The sequence below is a fragment of the Paenibacillus sp. J22P169 genome (genome assembly GCF_059691995.1).
Genome location: NZ_JCAUAO010000001.1, coordinates 2,496,443 through 2,512,061 on the forward strand (window position 1 = coordinate 2,496,443; position 15,619 = coordinate 2,512,061).

General features: G+C 46.5%; 14 protein-coding genes. 2 read left to right on the top strand and 12 right to left on the bottom strand.

What is annotated here, in order from left to right; translation table 11 throughout:
* Window positions 1-40 precede the first annotated feature (40 nt).
* Genes AC58QG_RS11490 through AC58QG_RS11530 form a run of 9 tightly spaced genes read right to left on the bottom strand, consistent with a single transcriptional unit; the run spans window position 41 to window position 10,534 of the window.
* The gene (locus AC58QG_RS11490) at window positions 41-628 is read right to left on the bottom strand and encodes a cysteine dioxygenase family protein (RefSeq protein WP_497362176.1); all 588 of its coding nucleotides are present in this window, start codon (window positions 626-628) and stop codon (window positions 41-43) included.
* A 14-nt stretch (window positions 629-642) separates the two neighbouring features.
* Window positions 643-1,428: a CoA-transferase gene (locus AC58QG_RS11495; RefSeq protein WP_497362177.1), complete on the bottom strand. Its 786-nt coding sequence runs from the start codon at window positions 1,426-1,428 to the stop codon at window positions 643-645.
* 16 nt (window positions 1,429-1,444) lie between these two features.
* A complete protein-coding gene (locus AC58QG_RS11500) occupies window positions 1,445-2,254 on the bottom strand; it encodes a CoA transferase subunit A (RefSeq protein WP_497362178.1) in 810 nt (269 codons plus the stop codon).
* A gap of 36 nt (window positions 2,255-2,290) precedes the next feature.
* Window positions 2,291-4,327, bottom strand: coding sequence for an ABC transporter ATP-binding protein (locus tag AC58QG_RS11505; protein ID WP_497362179.1), 2,037 nt, complete (start codon window positions 4,325-4,327; stop codon window positions 2,291-2,293).
* 3 nt (window positions 4,328-4,330) lie between these two features.
* Window positions 4,331-5,227 carry an ABC transporter permease gene (locus AC58QG_RS11510; RefSeq protein ID WP_497362180.1) on the bottom strand — a complete coding sequence of 299 codons (897 nt, stop codon included), beginning with the start codon at window positions 5,225-5,227 and terminating at the stop codon, window positions 4,331-4,333.
* 21 nt (window positions 5,228-5,248) lie between these two features.
* Entirely contained in the window at window positions 5,249-6,172 is a 924-nt protein-coding gene (locus AC58QG_RS11515; RefSeq protein ID WP_497362181.1) for an ABC transporter permease, read from the bottom strand.
* Window positions 6,173-6,193: 21 nt separating this feature from the next.
* Window positions 6,194-7,837 carry an ABC transporter substrate-binding protein gene (locus AC58QG_RS11520; RefSeq protein WP_497362182.1) on the bottom strand — a complete coding sequence of 548 codons (1,644 nt, stop codon included), beginning with the start codon at window positions 7,835-7,837 and terminating at the stop codon, window positions 6,194-6,196.
* A 20-nt stretch (window positions 7,838-7,857) separates the two neighbouring features.
* Window positions 7,858-9,189: an LLM class flavin-dependent oxidoreductase gene (locus AC58QG_RS11525; protein ID WP_497362183.1), complete on the bottom strand. Its 1,332-nt coding sequence runs from the start codon at window positions 9,187-9,189 to the stop codon at window positions 7,858-7,860.
* Window positions 9,190-9,202: 13 nt separating this feature from the next.
* Window positions 9,203-10,534, bottom strand: a complete 1,332-nt coding sequence (locus tag AC58QG_RS11530; protein ID WP_497362184.1) for an LLM class flavin-dependent oxidoreductase — start codon at window positions 10,532-10,534, stop codon at window positions 9,203-9,205.
* Window positions 10,535-10,722: 188 nt separating this feature from the next.
* Between AC58QG_RS11530 and AC58QG_RS11535 the strand changes: the two genes are divergently transcribed.
* Window positions 10,723-11,622 carry a LysR family transcriptional regulator gene (locus tag AC58QG_RS11535; RefSeq protein ID WP_497362185.1) on the top strand — a complete coding sequence of 300 codons (900 nt, stop codon included), beginning with the start codon at window positions 10,723-10,725 and terminating at the stop codon, window positions 11,620-11,622.
* A 55-nt stretch (window positions 11,623-11,677) separates the two neighbouring features.
* Here AC58QG_RS11535 and AC58QG_RS11540 read toward each other — a convergent pair whose 3' ends face one another.
* Entirely contained in the window at window positions 11,678-11,953 is a 276-nt protein-coding gene (locus AC58QG_RS11540) for a transporter suffix domain-containing protein (protein ID WP_497362186.1), read from the bottom strand.
* 263 nt (window positions 11,954-12,216) lie between these two features.
* Here AC58QG_RS11540 and AC58QG_RS11545 point away from each other — a divergent pair, with 263 nt between their 5' ends.
* Window positions 12,217-13,095 (top strand): helix-turn-helix domain-containing protein, encoded by an 879-nt coding sequence (locus AC58QG_RS11545; protein WP_497362187.1) that lies wholly within the window; start codon window positions 12,217-12,219, stop codon window positions 13,093-13,095.
* A gap of 77 nt (window positions 13,096-13,172) precedes the next feature.
* On the opposite strand, the gene AC58QG_RS11550 is transcribed toward AC58QG_RS11545, so the two are convergent.
* Together AC58QG_RS11550 and AC58QG_RS11555 are read right to left on the bottom strand one after the other, a co-directional pair.
* Complete coding sequence (locus tag AC58QG_RS11550) at window positions 13,173-14,474, bottom strand: glycoside hydrolase family 28 protein (RefSeq protein ID WP_497362188.1); 1,302 nt, start codon at window positions 14,472-14,474, stop codon at window positions 13,173-13,175.
* 100 nt (window positions 14,475-14,574) lie between these two features.
* Window positions 14,575-15,594 carry a Gfo/Idh/MocA family protein gene (locus AC58QG_RS11555; protein WP_497362189.1) on the bottom strand — a complete coding sequence of 340 codons (1,020 nt, stop codon included), beginning with the start codon at window positions 15,592-15,594 and terminating at the stop codon, window positions 14,575-14,577.
* Between the last annotated feature and the right edge of the window lie 25 nt (window positions 15,595-15,619).

The following is a 15,619-nucleotide window of genomic DNA, read 5'->3' on the forward strand; positions in this document are numbered from 1 at the left end:
CGCTCCTCTTGGTATGGTCGTTAGAGATGGTACAAGGTCATTAGCTATAAATTGGACTTGCATTATCGTGCTTCGTAATAACATCTCGAGCGTTACCGGAAGCCACATCATGAATGTGCCTAGACTGCTTGCCGATATCCGTTCCGTAAATGTGGATGGTGATCGCAACTTCATCAAACGGATTCGCAACGCCATGAATATCATACTCCGGCGGATACACAAAAGAGATGTCACCTTGGGAAGCCGTGACTTCGGATACCTCGCGAATCGTATAACGCGGTTCAGCGGATTCGCCATGATCCTCGCGACGATACCGTCTCTCCACAATCGAACCGCGATAAACCCCTACTAGCCCCCAAACCAGATGATCATGAACCGGCGCAACTTGCCCCGCTCCCCAGACGAAAGCGATGACGGAGAAGGACTCATTCTCCGGCCTATATAGCAAATACTGTGCATATTTATCCGCCAATGGCACTTCCAAGTCCGCAGGAAGCAACTGCTCATTTGTCAGCAATTCCTGCAAATGCGGCCTCACGTGATCAATGATTGTACGATAGTCTTGATGACTAGCTAGAATACCTGAAATATTCGCTTCCAACTGATGAAAGGGTTTATTTTCGCTCATTTTCATCCCTCTTTCTATAATTGAACTGCTGCTTTTTTCATATAGGCACCAAAGTGCTGCTTCGCAAATAACGGATAGATACGCTGTAATTCATGACTTACCTCATAACGAAGTGTCCTTAGTTCGTTAACTGTAGGTGGAACGAGGGTAGGAATCGAGTTGTCATCTTCATGTTTCAAGCCCAAATCAAAGCCAGTTCTCCCTTGGACCTCTGCTGGGCTTACGTCTGACACCGTTGCAGCAAGTTTTAATCTGCGTTCAGGTCCGCTAGGCTTCATTATGCCTAGGGGCGTATAGACGCCGACTAATCCGTTTTGATGATAAACACCTCGCCCCGACGAAGGGGTTGATGTGACGAAATCGAGCGCTTCTGGAAATCCTTTTATCCCGTGGTCTGTTTTAAAAAGGAAAATACGCTTGCACGCGAAGTAGACAACACCTGAACCTGCTCCTCCAGGGAGTCTTACCTTCGGCTTCGCATAATCACCAATCACATGCAGATTGATGCGTCCGTAGCTGTCAATTTGCGCACCACTTAGAAAAAAAACATCCATACCGCCTCGCTGCATGAGATCAAAGAACTCTCTCGTTCCTTGAAAAGGCCAATCACATTGCCCAAGAATATAGACGGAAGCTTGCTTGGCATGCATCGATTTCGCAAGCAGCGCAGCCGAGGCCGGTATCGGTGAGTTGTTCCCTACCCCGATAACCTCATGATTGCGCAGCTCTCTGGCTAAGTAACAGATCATGGCCTCTTCCATCGAATAGGAAGACAGTCTAGCCTGCTCCATATAACTCATACAAGACCTCCTTCCGCTAAAGAGTAATAAGACTCTTCACATACACCTCAAAAGCCGCATCCGACGCCGACGCTTCCATATAAATGGAAATCGCTTCATCGTCTATGTCATAGTAGCCTGGACAAGCTGTTGGTGAAGCGCCACCTGGTGCATGAATGACACCGCTGAGAAACAGCGATGGGATGAATGCTACGCTATGGTCAGCTTCCCTTCGCAGCTCCTCCGGTGATACGATTTTCTCTACCGAAGCAAATGTCTTCCTTGCTGCTTGCGCTAGTAGTCGATTGTTCTGTGACGGATGAGCAATGACGTTGCCGAGCGTATCCGCCTTGTAACCATGAAATATGGCCACGTCTGGTCGGATCGCTGGTACGATGGCAATGCTCTCTTCCGGATTGTACGGATTGGGCATCTCATGAAAATCAGGTCTGATTTTCATATAATCCGTCCCGATTAACCCCCTCACAGGTGTGAAGGGAATACCTGAAGCACCTGCCCCAATCGCTGCTGTCAGCGTTGGACAAGCATGCTCTAACCCAACAATCGCGCCTTGCTCGAATTTCCGCCGAAAATTCAGTCCAAACCCATACTCTCCCATAGAAATCTGTGAGAATTCTACCGTCGATACCGCTCCAGCTCCGATCAGAAGATCGGCATTCACGGCCGCAGCCCCTGCACAAACGAGGTACAGCTGCCGCCGCTGAGCGCGTATAATTTCACGAACGAGAGCCATGGGAGACATCTCCATATTGCCGCTAATGGCAAGCTTCGTACCATCCGTGATCTGTGCAACCGCGTCTTTGATGCTGATTAGCTTGGATGGCATGATCGTCTCTCCTTTTTCCCAGTAAACTTCCAATTCTTACAATGGGTAGTGACAAGCCGCAAAGTGCCCAGGTGCAATCGCCGTTAACTCTGGGACGACCTCACGGCAAAGCGCCGTCGCTGCTGGGCAGCGCGTATGAAAGCGGCAGCCTGAAGGCGGTCTTGCTGGCGAAGGCATTTCGCCTTCCAACGGCACAAAGCTGCGCTTACGCTTTGGATCAGGTACTGGAATGGCGGACAGAAGCGCTTTCGTATAGTGATGTGCAGGATGTCTGAACAGCTCATCCGTTGGTGCAATTTCAACCAGCTTGCCTAGGTACATCACGCCAATACGATCCGAAATGTAGCGAACAATATTTAGCCCATGTGCAATAAACAAATACGTCAAATTCATGCGTTGTTGAATATCCTGCATCAGATTGACGATCTGAGACTGAACGGAAACATCCAAAGCCGATACCGCCTCATCTGCCAAAATAAACTTCGGATTCAGTGCAATTGCACGAGCAATCCCAATCCGTTGGCGCTGCCCTCCCGAGAATTCATGCGGCAAGCGATCATACCAGGACGGATTCAATCCAACGAGCTCCATAACACTTTCTACTTTGGCTCTTTTGGCTGATCCACGTAATGCCTCATGCACCCAGAAAGGTTCGCCAATGATATCTCCCACTTTCCAGCGAGGATTAATGGAGCCATACGGGTCTTGGAACACGATCTGCATATCTCTTCGCGTTTCCTTCCAACCCTTCGCACCCGCTTGAATCAAATCTCTGCCTTCAAAATGAATAGAGCCCTCTGTCGCTTTCTCGAGCTGCAGAAGCACACGCCCTAGCGTGGATTTCCCACAGCCGGATTCCCCAACAAGGCCGAAGGTCTCCCCTTTGCGAATATCAAAGGAAACATCATCAACTGCCTTAATGGAGCTGCGGCCACCGCTAAACCATCCTTGTCGAATCGGGAAATATTTCTTCACGTTCTTCACTTGGAGCAATGGTTGCTCTAGACCCAGCGTCCAAGCATCCTTACGGCTTTCGTCGTTCATGTTGAGCTCTATAGGTGTCTTCGTTACGGCATCTCCGAAAAACTCAGCAGCCAAATGATCGATCCGCTCCGCATTCCAACAAGCGACCTCACGGCCGTGAAGCTCCTGCAGAGGTGGATCTTCACTTAAACAACGATCCGTTGCATAAGGGCAACGGGGGTGGAAACGGCAGCCTGTTGGCAATTGAGATAAGCTGGGAATTGTGCCTTTGATCGTGTACAGCTTCAAGCCACGAACATTATCCAACGTCACAATGGAATGCAGAAGCCCTTGCGTGTAAGGATGGGCTGGATTTTCAAATAATTGATGTACAGGTGATTGCTCAACGACTTTGCCCGCATACATGACCACGACACGGTCCGCCATCTCAGCAGCAATCCCGAGATCATGGGTAATCAGTAGAATCGACATCTTGAATTCATCTTTCAGCTCTCGCAGCAAGCTCAAGATTTGCGCTTGGATCGTGACGTCAAGTGCTGTCGTAGGCTCATCTGCGATCAACAGCTCAGGCCCGCAGGCCAGCGCCATCGCAATCATCGCTCTTTGACGCATACCGCCGGAAAGCTCGTACGGATATTGATTCATGCGAATTTCAGGCTCAGGTATGCCCACTCGACGAAGGAGGAAAATTGCCTTTTCCCTCGCTCCAAGCTTCGAAATTCGCTCATGCCGAACAATCACTTCAATGATTTGACTGCCAATCGTGAAGATCGGATCCAGCGCTGTCATCGGCTCTTGGAATATCATCGCGATTTTCTTGCCTCGGAGATCGCTGATTTCCTTTTGAGACAGACCCACTAAACTTTGCCCATCAAGCTTGATATCACCTTGTGAAATATAACCGCCATCATAGTTAATCAGACGCATAATCGACAAGGAAGTAATTGTCTTCCCGCTTCCAGACTCACCGACCAAGCACACAATTTCGCCTGTGCCAATGTGTAAACTAATCTTATTTATCGCATTCAGCGAGCCGCTCGCTGTTTGAAAATCAACCGATAATTCATCTATTTCGAGTAATGGCTTCATTCGCTATGCCCTCGATTTCTTAGGATCCATGCGATCACGAATTTCGTCACCGATGAGATTAACCACAATTACCAGCAGTGTAATAGCCAGTCCAGGGAAGGTAGCTACCCACCAAGCAACGGTCATATAGCTGCGTCCTTGGGACAGCATATAGCCCCAATCTGGAATTTCTTTCACCACACCTAGTCCAAGGAAGCTTAGCCCTGTTCCAACTAAAATGGAGCTGCCCACGCCAATCGTCATCATCACAAGCAATGGCGAGAAGCAATTCGGCAAAATATGGCGCAGCATGATTTCTACATGGGAGGTGCCAACTGCGCGAGCGGCATCAATAAAAGGCCGATTGCGAATCGAGATCACTTGGCTGCGAACGACCCTTGCCTTTCCCGGTATCGTAGCCACACTAATGGCCAATATGACGTTGAAGAAACTAGGTCCGAGTGCAACCGAAATAGCTATCGCGAGCAGAATCCCCGGGATCGTCATCAAAATATCATTGAAACGCATAAACAAGGAATCTACCTTCCCGCCCCAATACCCCGCGATAAGACCGAATAAGGTGCCAATACAGCCGCCAATCACAACAGAAACTACCCCCATTATGAGCGACTGCCTGCTGCCATAGATGACTAGGGTCCACACATCACGACCGAATTGGTCTGTACCAAGGGGATGTGAGAGGCTCGGCGATTTCAAAAGTTGATCCGTCAGCATATCCGTTGGCGAGTAAGGAGCAATCCAAGAAGGAACGATGGCACACAAGATCAGAAAAGCTAAAATAAACAGAGACAGGCTCAGCAGTGCTTTGGATAAGTTCAGCTTTTTCAGCTTGAATCGGAAGCTTAACAGCTCCTGCCTCTTCCGCAGCAGCCTTTCTGTTGTTACCGTGTTGAACAGCATGAGAGTCAACTCCCTTCAAAGTTATCCAGACTTGCGAACTCGCGGATCAACGTAGGAATACGACACATCTACCATCAAGTTGACCAAAATATTAAAAAGTCCTGTAATCAGAATCGCCGCCTGTATCACCGGTATATCCTTCTGATTGATCGCATCTACGACTAATTTCCCTAAGCCTTGCCTGGAAAAGACGGTCTCCGTCACAACTGCACCAGAGAGCATCTCGCCAACCAGCAACCCAAGAATCGTAACAGCAGGCAGCAAAGCGTTCCGCAACACGTGCTTGTAGAGCACGATTTTTTCGGAGAGCCCCTTCGCGCGCAGCGTCAGTACAAAGGGGTCGTTAATGACCTCCAACACACTATTGCGCACCATGCGAGTAAGCATCCCTGCTCCCGTCACACCCAATGCGAACGACGGTAGAATCAGCTGCTTGAAGCTGCCATTCCCAATTGCAGGTAAGAGCTGAAAATGCACAGAGAACACGAGAATAAGCAGAATTCCGAGCCAAAACTTAGGCATAGATACACCTAACAAGCTAATGATGCGCACGATATAGTCCAGCACTCGATTTTGATACACAGCTGATAACACGCCAAGAAGGAACCCGACGATTATGGCAAAAATAGTGCTCAATAGCGCCAAGGAAAGCGTGGCTGGCAGCTGAGCCAGCAGTCGATCAATCACCGGCTGACTGTTGGCAAAGGAATGGCCAAAATCTCCTCGTACACTTTTCCACAAATACTCAGCATATTGCTGCCAAAGCGGTTGATCTAAGCCAAATTGATTTCTTAAATAAGCAATGCGCTCCGGTGAGGCATCCTCACCCGCAATCATCTGCGCCGGATCACCAGGAAGCCAGTGAATGATTAAGAAAACAAGCGTCAACGAACCTAGAATGACTGGAATAGAGACGATGAGCCTGTTCATGATATACTTCACCATCCGTGACTCCCCCTCGCGATCTTATTTTTGAATCCAAGCGTCGTAGAACACAGGCCATGCTGGCGAGTCGAACGTAATCCCCTTCACATCTTTCGTCGAAGCAACAGAATAGTTGAACACATAGGCAGGAATCCCGTACACGTTGTCGATAATGTACTCTTGCGCATTTTTATATATCGTTTTCCGTTTTTCAGGATCCGTTTCTAAGTAGCCTTGCTCCAAAAACTCATCTAATTTGGGATCATTCGTTTTTGCAATATTATTTGCCTTAGAAGGCCCTTTGGTAGAGTAAAGTTGTCTTAGCACATCAGGATCACCCGAGAATTGGCTGCCTGCGATAAGATCGTAATCTCCTTTATTGCGGCGATCCGTGTAGGTCCCCGTAGGCAAGGAGATCACTTTCAGTTCTATACCTACTTGCTTCAGCTGCTGGGTGAAAATCGCAATCAAATCAAGACGTTTCTCGCGATTACCTTGAGTGTCGATCACTTCGACTGTAAGACGTTTACCGTCCTTGGAACGGTAGCCGTCTGCCCCTTTCACCCAACCAGCCTCATCCAGCGTTTGATTCGACTTGGCCGTATCTACCTTGTAAGCATTCTCCCTAGTCGGCGTATAGGCGAACTGCTGTGGCGAAATCGGTGACCAGCCTTGCTTGGATGTGCCCAAGTAAATCGTCTTAACAGCAGAGTCAATATCCAGTGCTGAGCGGAACGCTTGTCGTATTTTCAGATCATTCCACGGGGCCTTCTGAATATTTAAATAGAGTGTATAATTGGCCTGCAGCAGCTCTGTCTCCTGTACATTAAAATTACGATCCGCCTTCAATGCCACCAAATTCTGCGGAGGAATAATATCCGCCACCTGTACCTGCTTGCTTTGCAGAACACTGACGCGCGTTGCTTCCTCTTCCACATATTTCACCGTTAATTTATCTAAGTAGGCAGGGCCTTGATGCTTCGCATTGGAAGGTCCCCAGTTGTAGTCCGGATTTTTCTCAAGCTCGACTTGAGAGCTGGGTGTGATTTTTTTCAATTTAAATGGCCCTGTCCCCACTGGATTTTGCGGGAAGGCATCGCCATACTTTTTCACAGCTGTCGGAGAAACGAAGCCTAGATCGACCTTAGCAGCATTACTTAGGAACGGCGCGAATGGCGTCTTAAAATTCACCTTCACTGTGAATTCATCGATCACATCCGTCGATTGATACGTACCTAGCTCATTCAGTGCGCTGGATGCTTTGGTCGCTGGATCGATAATTCGGTCAAAGTTAAATTTAACAGCATCAGCATTAAACGGTGTTCCATCATGGAATTTCACATCCTTGCGCAGGTGGAACGTATAGCTCTTTTTATCCGAGGAAAGCTCCCAATCCGTTGCTAGCCACGGCTTAATCGAGTGATCAGGTAACTCCACCACCAAGCTATCGTAAAGTGAACGCATAACTCTAGTCGTTGGTGCGAAGCCTGCTTTATGAGCGTCCAAGCTGTCTGATGTCACTGTACCTGCTAATGCCCATATAAGCTCACCACCTGGCGTCACTGTACCCGCTTCTTGCGCAGCAGCGTCCTTACTTCCGCCATCTTTGACTTCACCGCAGCCTGTCGCGAGTACTAGTGAAGCTATTAATAAACCGCCGATGATAGATCCGAGTCTCTTTTTCATATCTTTTTCCCCCTCTAAGCTTATGCTTGGGCTATTCTCTGTTTCGTATAGCGGTTTACTGGGATTTCAAGTCCTAAGTTGCCTCGCAAGGTATCACTTTCATAGTCTTCGCGATAAATACCACGTTCCTGAAGAATCGGAACAACGAGCTCCACGAAATCTTTGAGTACGCTTGGAATGCCCGTATGAATGATAAAGCCGTCGGCTGCGCCTTCTTCGAACCATTGTTGCACGGTATCCGCAATCTGCTCAGGCGTACCAACGAAGCTGCTTCTTGGTGTAGCAAATCGCAGTGCGGTTTGACGAAGCGTCAAGTTCTCTTCTTTGGCAATCCGCTTAATACGATCGGTAGAGCTGCGGTAGCTATTACTGCCCAGATCGCCCAGATCCGGGAATGGTTCATCCAACGGATACTGCTTGAAATCGTGGTACGTAAACGGACGTCCCAGCTGATCAAGCGCATCTTCCAACGTCACTAACCCTGCAATCGCTTGATACTTGCTCTCCGCTTCTTCCGCCGTACGGCCAATGATTGGACTAATGCCTGGGAACACGAGGATTTCTTCGCTCGCCCTGCCATATGCTGCTGCCCGTGCCTTAATATCCTGATAAAAAGCTTTCGCTTCCTTGATCGATTCATGTCCTGTAAAAATCGCATTCGCACTCTTTGCCGCTAAATTACGACCATCGTCCGACCCACCTGCTTGAAAAATAACAGGCTGGCCTTGCTGGGAACGGGCAATGTTCAGCGGACCCTGCACCGAGAAATGCTTGCCTTTATGATTCAACGCATGCAGCTTGCTCGGATCGAAGAACTGACCAGTTGATTTATCCCGCGTGAATGCATCATCTTCCCACGAATCCCATAGACCGCGCACGACTTCCAAATGCTCCTCCGCTATCCGATACCGCTCATCATGGGCATAATGCTCATCTCGGCTGTAATTGCGAGCAGCACCTTCAAGCCCTGTCGTCACGACGTTCCAACCGGCTCGACCCGCACTGATATGGTCCAGTGAAGCAAACTGCCTAGCCACTGTGAAAGGTTGTGTGAAAGACGCAGTTAGCGTCCCAACCAGCCCAATCTTAGAGGTAACGGCACCCAGCGCCGATAATACCGTCAATGGCTCCAAGCGATTCAAGTAATGCGGGGCAGATTTTTCCGTAATATATGTGCTATCTACGATGAAAACAAAATCAAATTTGCCTTCCTCCGCTTGTAACGCCTGCCCTGCATAATAATCAAAATCAACACTGGCATCCCCCGGTATCTCTGGGTTTCGCCATGTATATTTTGAAGTACCTACACCTGTGATCGTGGCTCCGAGCTTAAGCTTTCTTGGTTTGGACATGTTTATTTCCCCCTTATGAGTTCAGCACTTTGGCTTTGCTATTCCGATTAACTGGTACTTCCAGACCCAGATGTCCACGCAGTGTGTCATGTTCATATTCCGTACGATACAACCCACGTTCTTGTAAAATCGGCACTACCAGCTCCACGAAATCCTGCAGCGCTCCTGGTATCCCTACACCAATAATGAACCCGTCGGACGCTCCTTCTTCCACCCATTGCTGAATCGTATCGGCGATTTTCTCCGGTGTGCCCACGAAATTTCCTTTCGGCGTTGCAAAACGAAGAGCCACTTGGCGCAGTGTTAGATTGTTTTCTCTCGCCAATCGCTTAATCTTCTCTGAACCGCCTTGCTGGCTATTGGCTCCCAAATCCCCAAGCTCTGGGAAAGGTTCATCCAAAGGGTACACGCTAAAATCAAAATCATTGAATGGACGACCTAGCGCTATAATCGCTTTGTCGATGGATACAAGATTGACCGTTTCTAGGTATTTGCGCTCTGCTTCTTCTTCTGTTCGGCCAATGATTGGTCGAATACCAGGAAGGATCGATACATCCTCTGCCTTGCGACCAAAGGAAACGACTCTTCGTTTAATATCCGCATAATAGGCTTTGGCTTCCTCCATATTTTCGTGCCCCACGAAGATCGCATCCGCATTTCGGGAAGCAAAGTTGCGGCCATCCTCGGAGGTTCCTGCTTGGAAAATGACGGGCTGCCCTTGCTTCGAACGGGCTATGTTCAGCGGACCCTGCACCGAGAAGAACTCCCCTTGGTGATTCAAGGTATGTAGCTTCGCCGGGTCAAAAAACTGACCAGTCGCTTTATCCCGCGTGAATGCATCGTCTTCCCACGAATCCCATAAGCCTTTCACCACATCCACATGCTCCTGTGCAATGCGGTACCGCTTCTCATGCGGCGGGTGCTCTTCCTTGCTGTAATTGTTCGCGCTGCCCGATAGCCATGAGGTGACCACGTTCCAACCCGCGCGTCCTTTGCTGATCAAGTCTAGGGAAGCGAATTGTCTTGCCACCGTGAAGGGCTCGCTATAGCTGACCGTTACTGTGGCAACAAGGCCGATGCGTTTCGTGACGGCTGCAAGCGCCGATAGAATCGTGAGCGGCTCGAAGCGATTCAAGTAATGGGGGCTTGATTTTTCTGTGATATGAACACTATCTGCGATAAATGCAAAATCAAACTTCCCAGCTTCCGCTGTTTGTGCTTGATGCTTATAGAATTGAAAATTCGTGCTTGCATCTGTAATCGCATCGGGATGCTTCCAATCCTCCCAGCCTCCACCTACGCCATGAATCATTGCACCTAGTTTAATCTTTTTCACATTTGCCATTCGAATCAGCCTCCGTTTTATATTTGATTATTCCGATTGACTTAATGGTATTTATCATAAATCAGGATCATTCTCATGTACAATTCAAAAAACTGAATGATTGATTCATTATTTATGAATATACAAGTAAACCACTTGGATTAATTTGAATTCATGTTATGATAGTTAAAAGAGAGGACGGGATTCCTATGGATATTCGAAATATCAAAACCTTTCAAACCATCATCAGGCTCGGCAGCTTTCAACGTGCAGCCGAGGAGCTGCAATATGGCCAATCGACCGTAACCATGCATATACAAAAGCTAGAAAGTGATCTGGGGGTTAAGCTTTTAGAACGAGGTAAAAAATTGACTTTAACAGAGGCGGGCAGGCTGTTTCATCAGAATGCCGATCTGTTGCTGAAGGATTATGATTATCTGCAAGCCTCTATGGATGAACTCGTCAAGGGGGATGCAGGAATCATTCGTCTAGGCGTCATGGAACCCACCGCGAGCTATCGGCTGCCGCAGCTGCTTGGTCCCTTTCTACGTCAACATCCCAAAGTGAAGATCAGCATTCACATTGGCAACACCACGGTGCTCGGCCAAATGCTCCACGAGGGGAGCATCGATATCGCCATTTGCTCAACACCTAATACCGGCTTGGACCATTCCTTCGAGCCATTATTCATCGAGAGACTTGCCCTACTCGTCCCAGAAACCCACTTGCTAGCTTCGAAGTCATCCATTCATCTAAGGGATCTACAGCACGAGCACTTGCTCATCACTAACTCGCAATGCCCTTATCGTCAAAAGTTGGAAAAAGCCTTGCTCGAAAACGGCGGCAGTCCTTACTCTGGCATGGAGATCGGGAATATGGCTTCACTCAAATATTATGTCCAAGCGGATTTCGGCATCGCGGTAGTTCCCGTCATTACGGCAACACCAAGCCCACAGGGCACAGTACTGAGAACGATCGATGATCTGGATTCAGGGCTAGTCACAGGTTTATTGCGCAAAATGAATGGCAGCACGTTCAGCTTAGCGACGGAAAGTCTTGTCGAGATTTTCCGCAAGGAGCTGAAGACGACGGTATCGTCGGCCTCGTGAGGAACGATTCCAACAAAAAAAAAAAGCAGTATTCCTGAGTTAGGAATACTGCTTTTTACACGTCGTCTTGTTTGATGGACACCTTATCTTGATTGTCTGGCGCTTGCTTACGTTTCCAGTTTTTCGGGTTGAGGTAGCTTCTATATTTTTTGGCAACCTCTTTGCCTAACAAAATGCCACCTGTCCAGAAGGTAACTTCGCTGAAAATAAGCAGCCCCGCAATCCACTTTGCCATACCGCCTCCCGTATGTATGAAAAATGGAATTGTAAAAGCGCTTAAAAAAGCGATTGTCGATAAAATTAACAAGCTGATGCCCAGCTTTTTGGCCACGTAAATCCCCCCCTTATGTATCAAATAAAATATGAGCTGTTTGCGATATCACATCATTGACCATAGATTGGAGATTTCCAAAACTTGGTGATGTCTTCTTCTATCATAAGCGCAAGTTCTGTCTAATGTCTAATTCAAACTTGAGCTTTTTACGTATATGGACCCAATGTATGATAAAATAAAAATGTTAACGCTTACTTAACTACATCCATTCCATATTTAATATACACCTACTTAAATAGAAACCTGAGGGAGGAAGAAATGTGGAAGAAAACATAAGAAATGAACACGTCAATTATCATCATCCATTGCTGCGTTACAAGATATGGGACATTACGTTGGAACCCATTTCTTCGTTACCTTGGAACACTTGGCACTATCATAAAGAGGTAGAAATCATTTTGTTATTAGAAGGTTCGATGCAAGTTGAAACCGTTGATACAATTTATGAGTTACATGGTCAAGACTTGTTGATTCTCGGATCGTCCCGGTTACATCGCACCCGAAGACATAAACTAGTTAAACAAATCGTACTTCAGCTAGATATATTAGCTCAATTAGATCAGTACACCAAAGACTTCTCACCTATTTTGTTGGAATTGTCTGAACCGTTGGATCGTGTTAACGAGGTTCTATCTATCAACAAACCCGTCAAAGAAGCCATGTTTCAATTATTAGTCCAAATATACCAAGAAGCCAGCCAGATGGAACCAGGCTATGAGCTGGCGATAAGCGGCGCCTTCAAACAGCTGCTTTCTCTATTCATTCGCCATGCTCCCTCTTCATCTCCCATATCACCTGCAGATTGGCAGCGTCTAAAACCTGTATTAGATTATGTTGAATCTCATTACGTGAATCCGATTCGGATACATGATGTACTTCATCTCGTTCATTTAGAATATCATTATTTTATTAAATACTTTCAACAATGTATTGGAATGTCGTTTGTCGACTATCTTCATTTACGGCGAATCAAAAAGGCCGAGCATTTGCTGCTCACTGAAACACTCAGTATTGCAGATGTAGGCGTTCAATCCGGATTTCCTAATGTCAATCAGTTCATTCGTATTTTCAAGCGTTACAATGCCTATACGCCTTCAGAATTCCGAAAAAAGCGAATACAAAAACCTATTTTGGTCTAGTTTTCTCACTCCTACATAACAACAATAAAAGTGTTCTTCCGAAAATGGAAAAACACTTTTATTTTCTTAGCCTATTTTCATGGAAGTGTAATTATCGGTTCCATTCCCTCTGGTACGACCCGTGAATCTATGCGTTCCAGCGCCAAATTGGTGACATGATCTGCGTACAGAGTCCCTCTTCCCGGATGACTTACTTGATGCCCGCTGCGGATCCGAATATCACTTAAGAGCAAACCATCCACATGCACAGCTATAAATTGGTAAGGGTGTAAGGCGTAGTTAACTCGCAATGGATCGATCTCAACGCGACGGGCTCCCTGAGGTTTGATAGGATTGGTCATGTTATGAGAACCCGTAATATTCCAAGTGATATTACGAAATTGAACATTCTCTATAGCCTGTCCAGGCACCCCTTCGATATAACATCGCCCTTGATTCGTCATAATCATGTTATCAAAGGTAATGTTTCGAATATAGCCAACCTTGGGTTCTCTATAATATCGCGGAGAAATGTCTATCAGAATTGGGAATTCATTATACGCTTCAATAACCATGTTGCTGAACACCATATTTTCATAGGTGCTTCCATCCTTCATGTAAAGTGCGAGCGCGACATTTGTATTATGTATCATACAGTTGGTGAACGTTATATTTCTGATCGAACCGATTGCTTCCGTACCAATTTTCAAGGCAGCGTGACGAGAGCTAAGTATGCAGTTCGTTACAACTATATTTTCGCATATGTCTCCCTCCGTGCTTTTTATCACAATGCAATCATCACCTGTTTTCATGTTGCAATCACTAATGATGACATTTTTACAACCGTCTGGATCAATACCGTCCGTATTAATACGATCCATATTAGAAAGAATTGTGACTCCTCTAACCATTACATCCTCACATCGCAGCAAATGTAATGTCCAAAAACAAGCATAATGCAAGTTAACATCCAGAAACTTCACATTTTTACAGTCACGAAAAAACACCAGTGCCGGACGAAAATTCACTTCTGCAGCTTCGGAGGGTGACAGTGGACTCGCACCACCGCCATCGATGGTTCCTTGCCCGATGATCGCTATGTTCTCCACATGATCGGCCCAGAGCAAAGCTTGAATCTGACCAGGTAAATTTCCGTATGGTGTCTTGCAAATTTCAGGATATAGCATGGGATCATCAGCCCCAAGAATAACCGCTCCCATCTCCAAATGAACACATACATTTGAACGCATGTGAATGGTTCCGCATAAATAAGTTCCCAGTGGTATAACAACCATGCCACCACCCAGCTGACTGCATGCATCAATGGCTGATTGGATGGCTTCATGATCTAACGTTTTGCCATCGCCAATGGCTCCAAAATGTTTTACATCAAATCCCATAACAATCTCCTTCTCATCCAATATTGGCTTACTCTATGAGAACGTGACCCATGCAGACCCATTTTGCGCGCTTTCTATACATTTATAACTATAACGCTCACTAAATTTTTCGAATTGCGTCATGTTTCTGAATGAGTTCATTTGTTGCCTTCCTAGCGATGCGTGTTGCGATGAGTCCATCGAGTCCAGTCGGCATATCACCGGTTAGTCCGGTTTCTAATGATGTTGCAAAAGCATCGTACATGCCTTTAAAATTTTTCTCTCTCGAAAATGGGAAACTCGTTGTGCCAGTCGAAGTTCGCATCTCAAAGAGCTTAGCTTCACGATCGTATCTGATCACGCCATCCGTTCCAATGAGTTCATAAATAAAATGTGAAACCGGTTCTTTGGCTGTAAAACAATAGGAATAACTAATTTCTAACATGGTATGAGCTTCATTAGCATGTGTCATATGGAGATACATATGATCTGGAGCTTCATACTCATCCACCCATGCTCCCTCAGAGTGCTGAATTTGCACATCGGAATTAAGCCACCATCTTGCAAGGTCTATCTGATGCACACCACAGTCAACCATGGGTCCGCCTTCCACCATTCGATTTGCGCGTCTTACGTTTAATTGTTGTGTCTCTTGATCGTGATTTACATATTTACCATGATTATTCCAAATATAGCTTAACCTCAGTGATCGAATATCACCAATGGTTTTGTTTTCAACGATTGTTTTAATTTTTTGGGCGATTGGGCTGAATCGATAATCAAAGGCTGTAAACAACATTAATCCCGCTTCTTCCATAATCCTGATCATCTCTGCCGCTTCTTTATCATCCATAGCCAAAGGTTTCTCGCAGAGAACATGCTTTCCATAACGTGCGGCATCGCATACATTTTGATAATGAGAGGGTGCTGGAGATGTAATAACAACCGCATCTATTCCTGATTCAAAGAAAGGTTCTATGTCGCTAAATACTTGAACATTATGTTTCTTCTGCAGCTCTTCTTTTCGGGAAACAACAGGTTCATAAATAGCAGCCAATTCTAATTTTGACGAATTTATTATAGAGGGAATATGCCCGTAATTTGCAACTACTCCGCATCCCATCAAGCCCAACTTAAACATATGCTTCCCTCCTGTAGCTCTACCA

What these genes read in the sequence shown, in the direction of transcription:
- AC58QG_RS11490 (WP_497362176.1), bottom strand. Translation starts at nt 628, where the DNA reads ATGAGCGAAAATAAACCCTTTCATCAGTTGGAAGCGAATATTTCAGGT.
- AC58QG_RS11495 (WP_497362177.1), bottom strand. Translation starts at nt 1,428, where the DNA reads ATGAGTTATATGGAGCAGGCTAGACTGTCTTCCTATTCGATGGAAGAG.
- AC58QG_RS11500 (WP_497362178.1), bottom strand. Translation starts at nt 2,254, where the DNA reads ATGCCATCCAAGCTAATCAGCATCAAAGACGCGGTTGCACAGATCACG.
- AC58QG_RS11505 (WP_497362179.1), bottom strand. Translation starts at nt 4,327, where the DNA reads ATGAAGCCATTACTCGAAATAGATGAATTATCGGTTGATTTTCAAACA.
- AC58QG_RS11510 (WP_497362180.1), bottom strand. Translation starts at nt 5,227, where the DNA reads ATGCTGTTCAACACGGTAACAACAGAAAGGCTGCTGCGGAAGAGGCAG.
- AC58QG_RS11515 (WP_497362181.1), bottom strand. Translation starts at nt 6,172, where the DNA reads ATGGTGAAGTATATCATGAACAGGCTCATCGTCTCTATTCCAGTCATT.
- AC58QG_RS11520 (WP_497362182.1), bottom strand. Translation starts at nt 7,837, where the DNA reads ATGAAAAAGAGACTCGGATCTATCATCGGCGGTTTATTAATAGCTTCA.
- AC58QG_RS11525 (WP_497362183.1), bottom strand. Translation starts at nt 9,189, where the DNA reads ATGTCCAAACCAAGAAAGCTTAAGCTCGGAGCCACGATCACAGGTGTA.
- AC58QG_RS11530 (WP_497362184.1), bottom strand. Translation starts at nt 10,534, where the DNA reads ATGGCAAATGTGAAAAAGATTAAACTAGGTGCAATGATTCATGGCGTA.
- AC58QG_RS11535 (WP_497362185.1), top strand. Translation starts at nt 10,723, where the DNA reads ATGGATATTCGAAATATCAAAACCTTTCAAACCATCATCAGGCTCGGC.
- AC58QG_RS11550 (WP_497362188.1), bottom strand. Translation starts at nt 14,474, where the DNA reads ATGGGATTTGATGTAAAACATTTTGGAGCCATTGGCGATGGCAAAACG.
- AC58QG_RS11555 (WP_497362189.1), bottom strand. Translation starts at nt 15,594, where the DNA reads ATGTTTAAGTTGGGCTTGATGGGATGCGGAGTAGTTGCAAATTACGGG.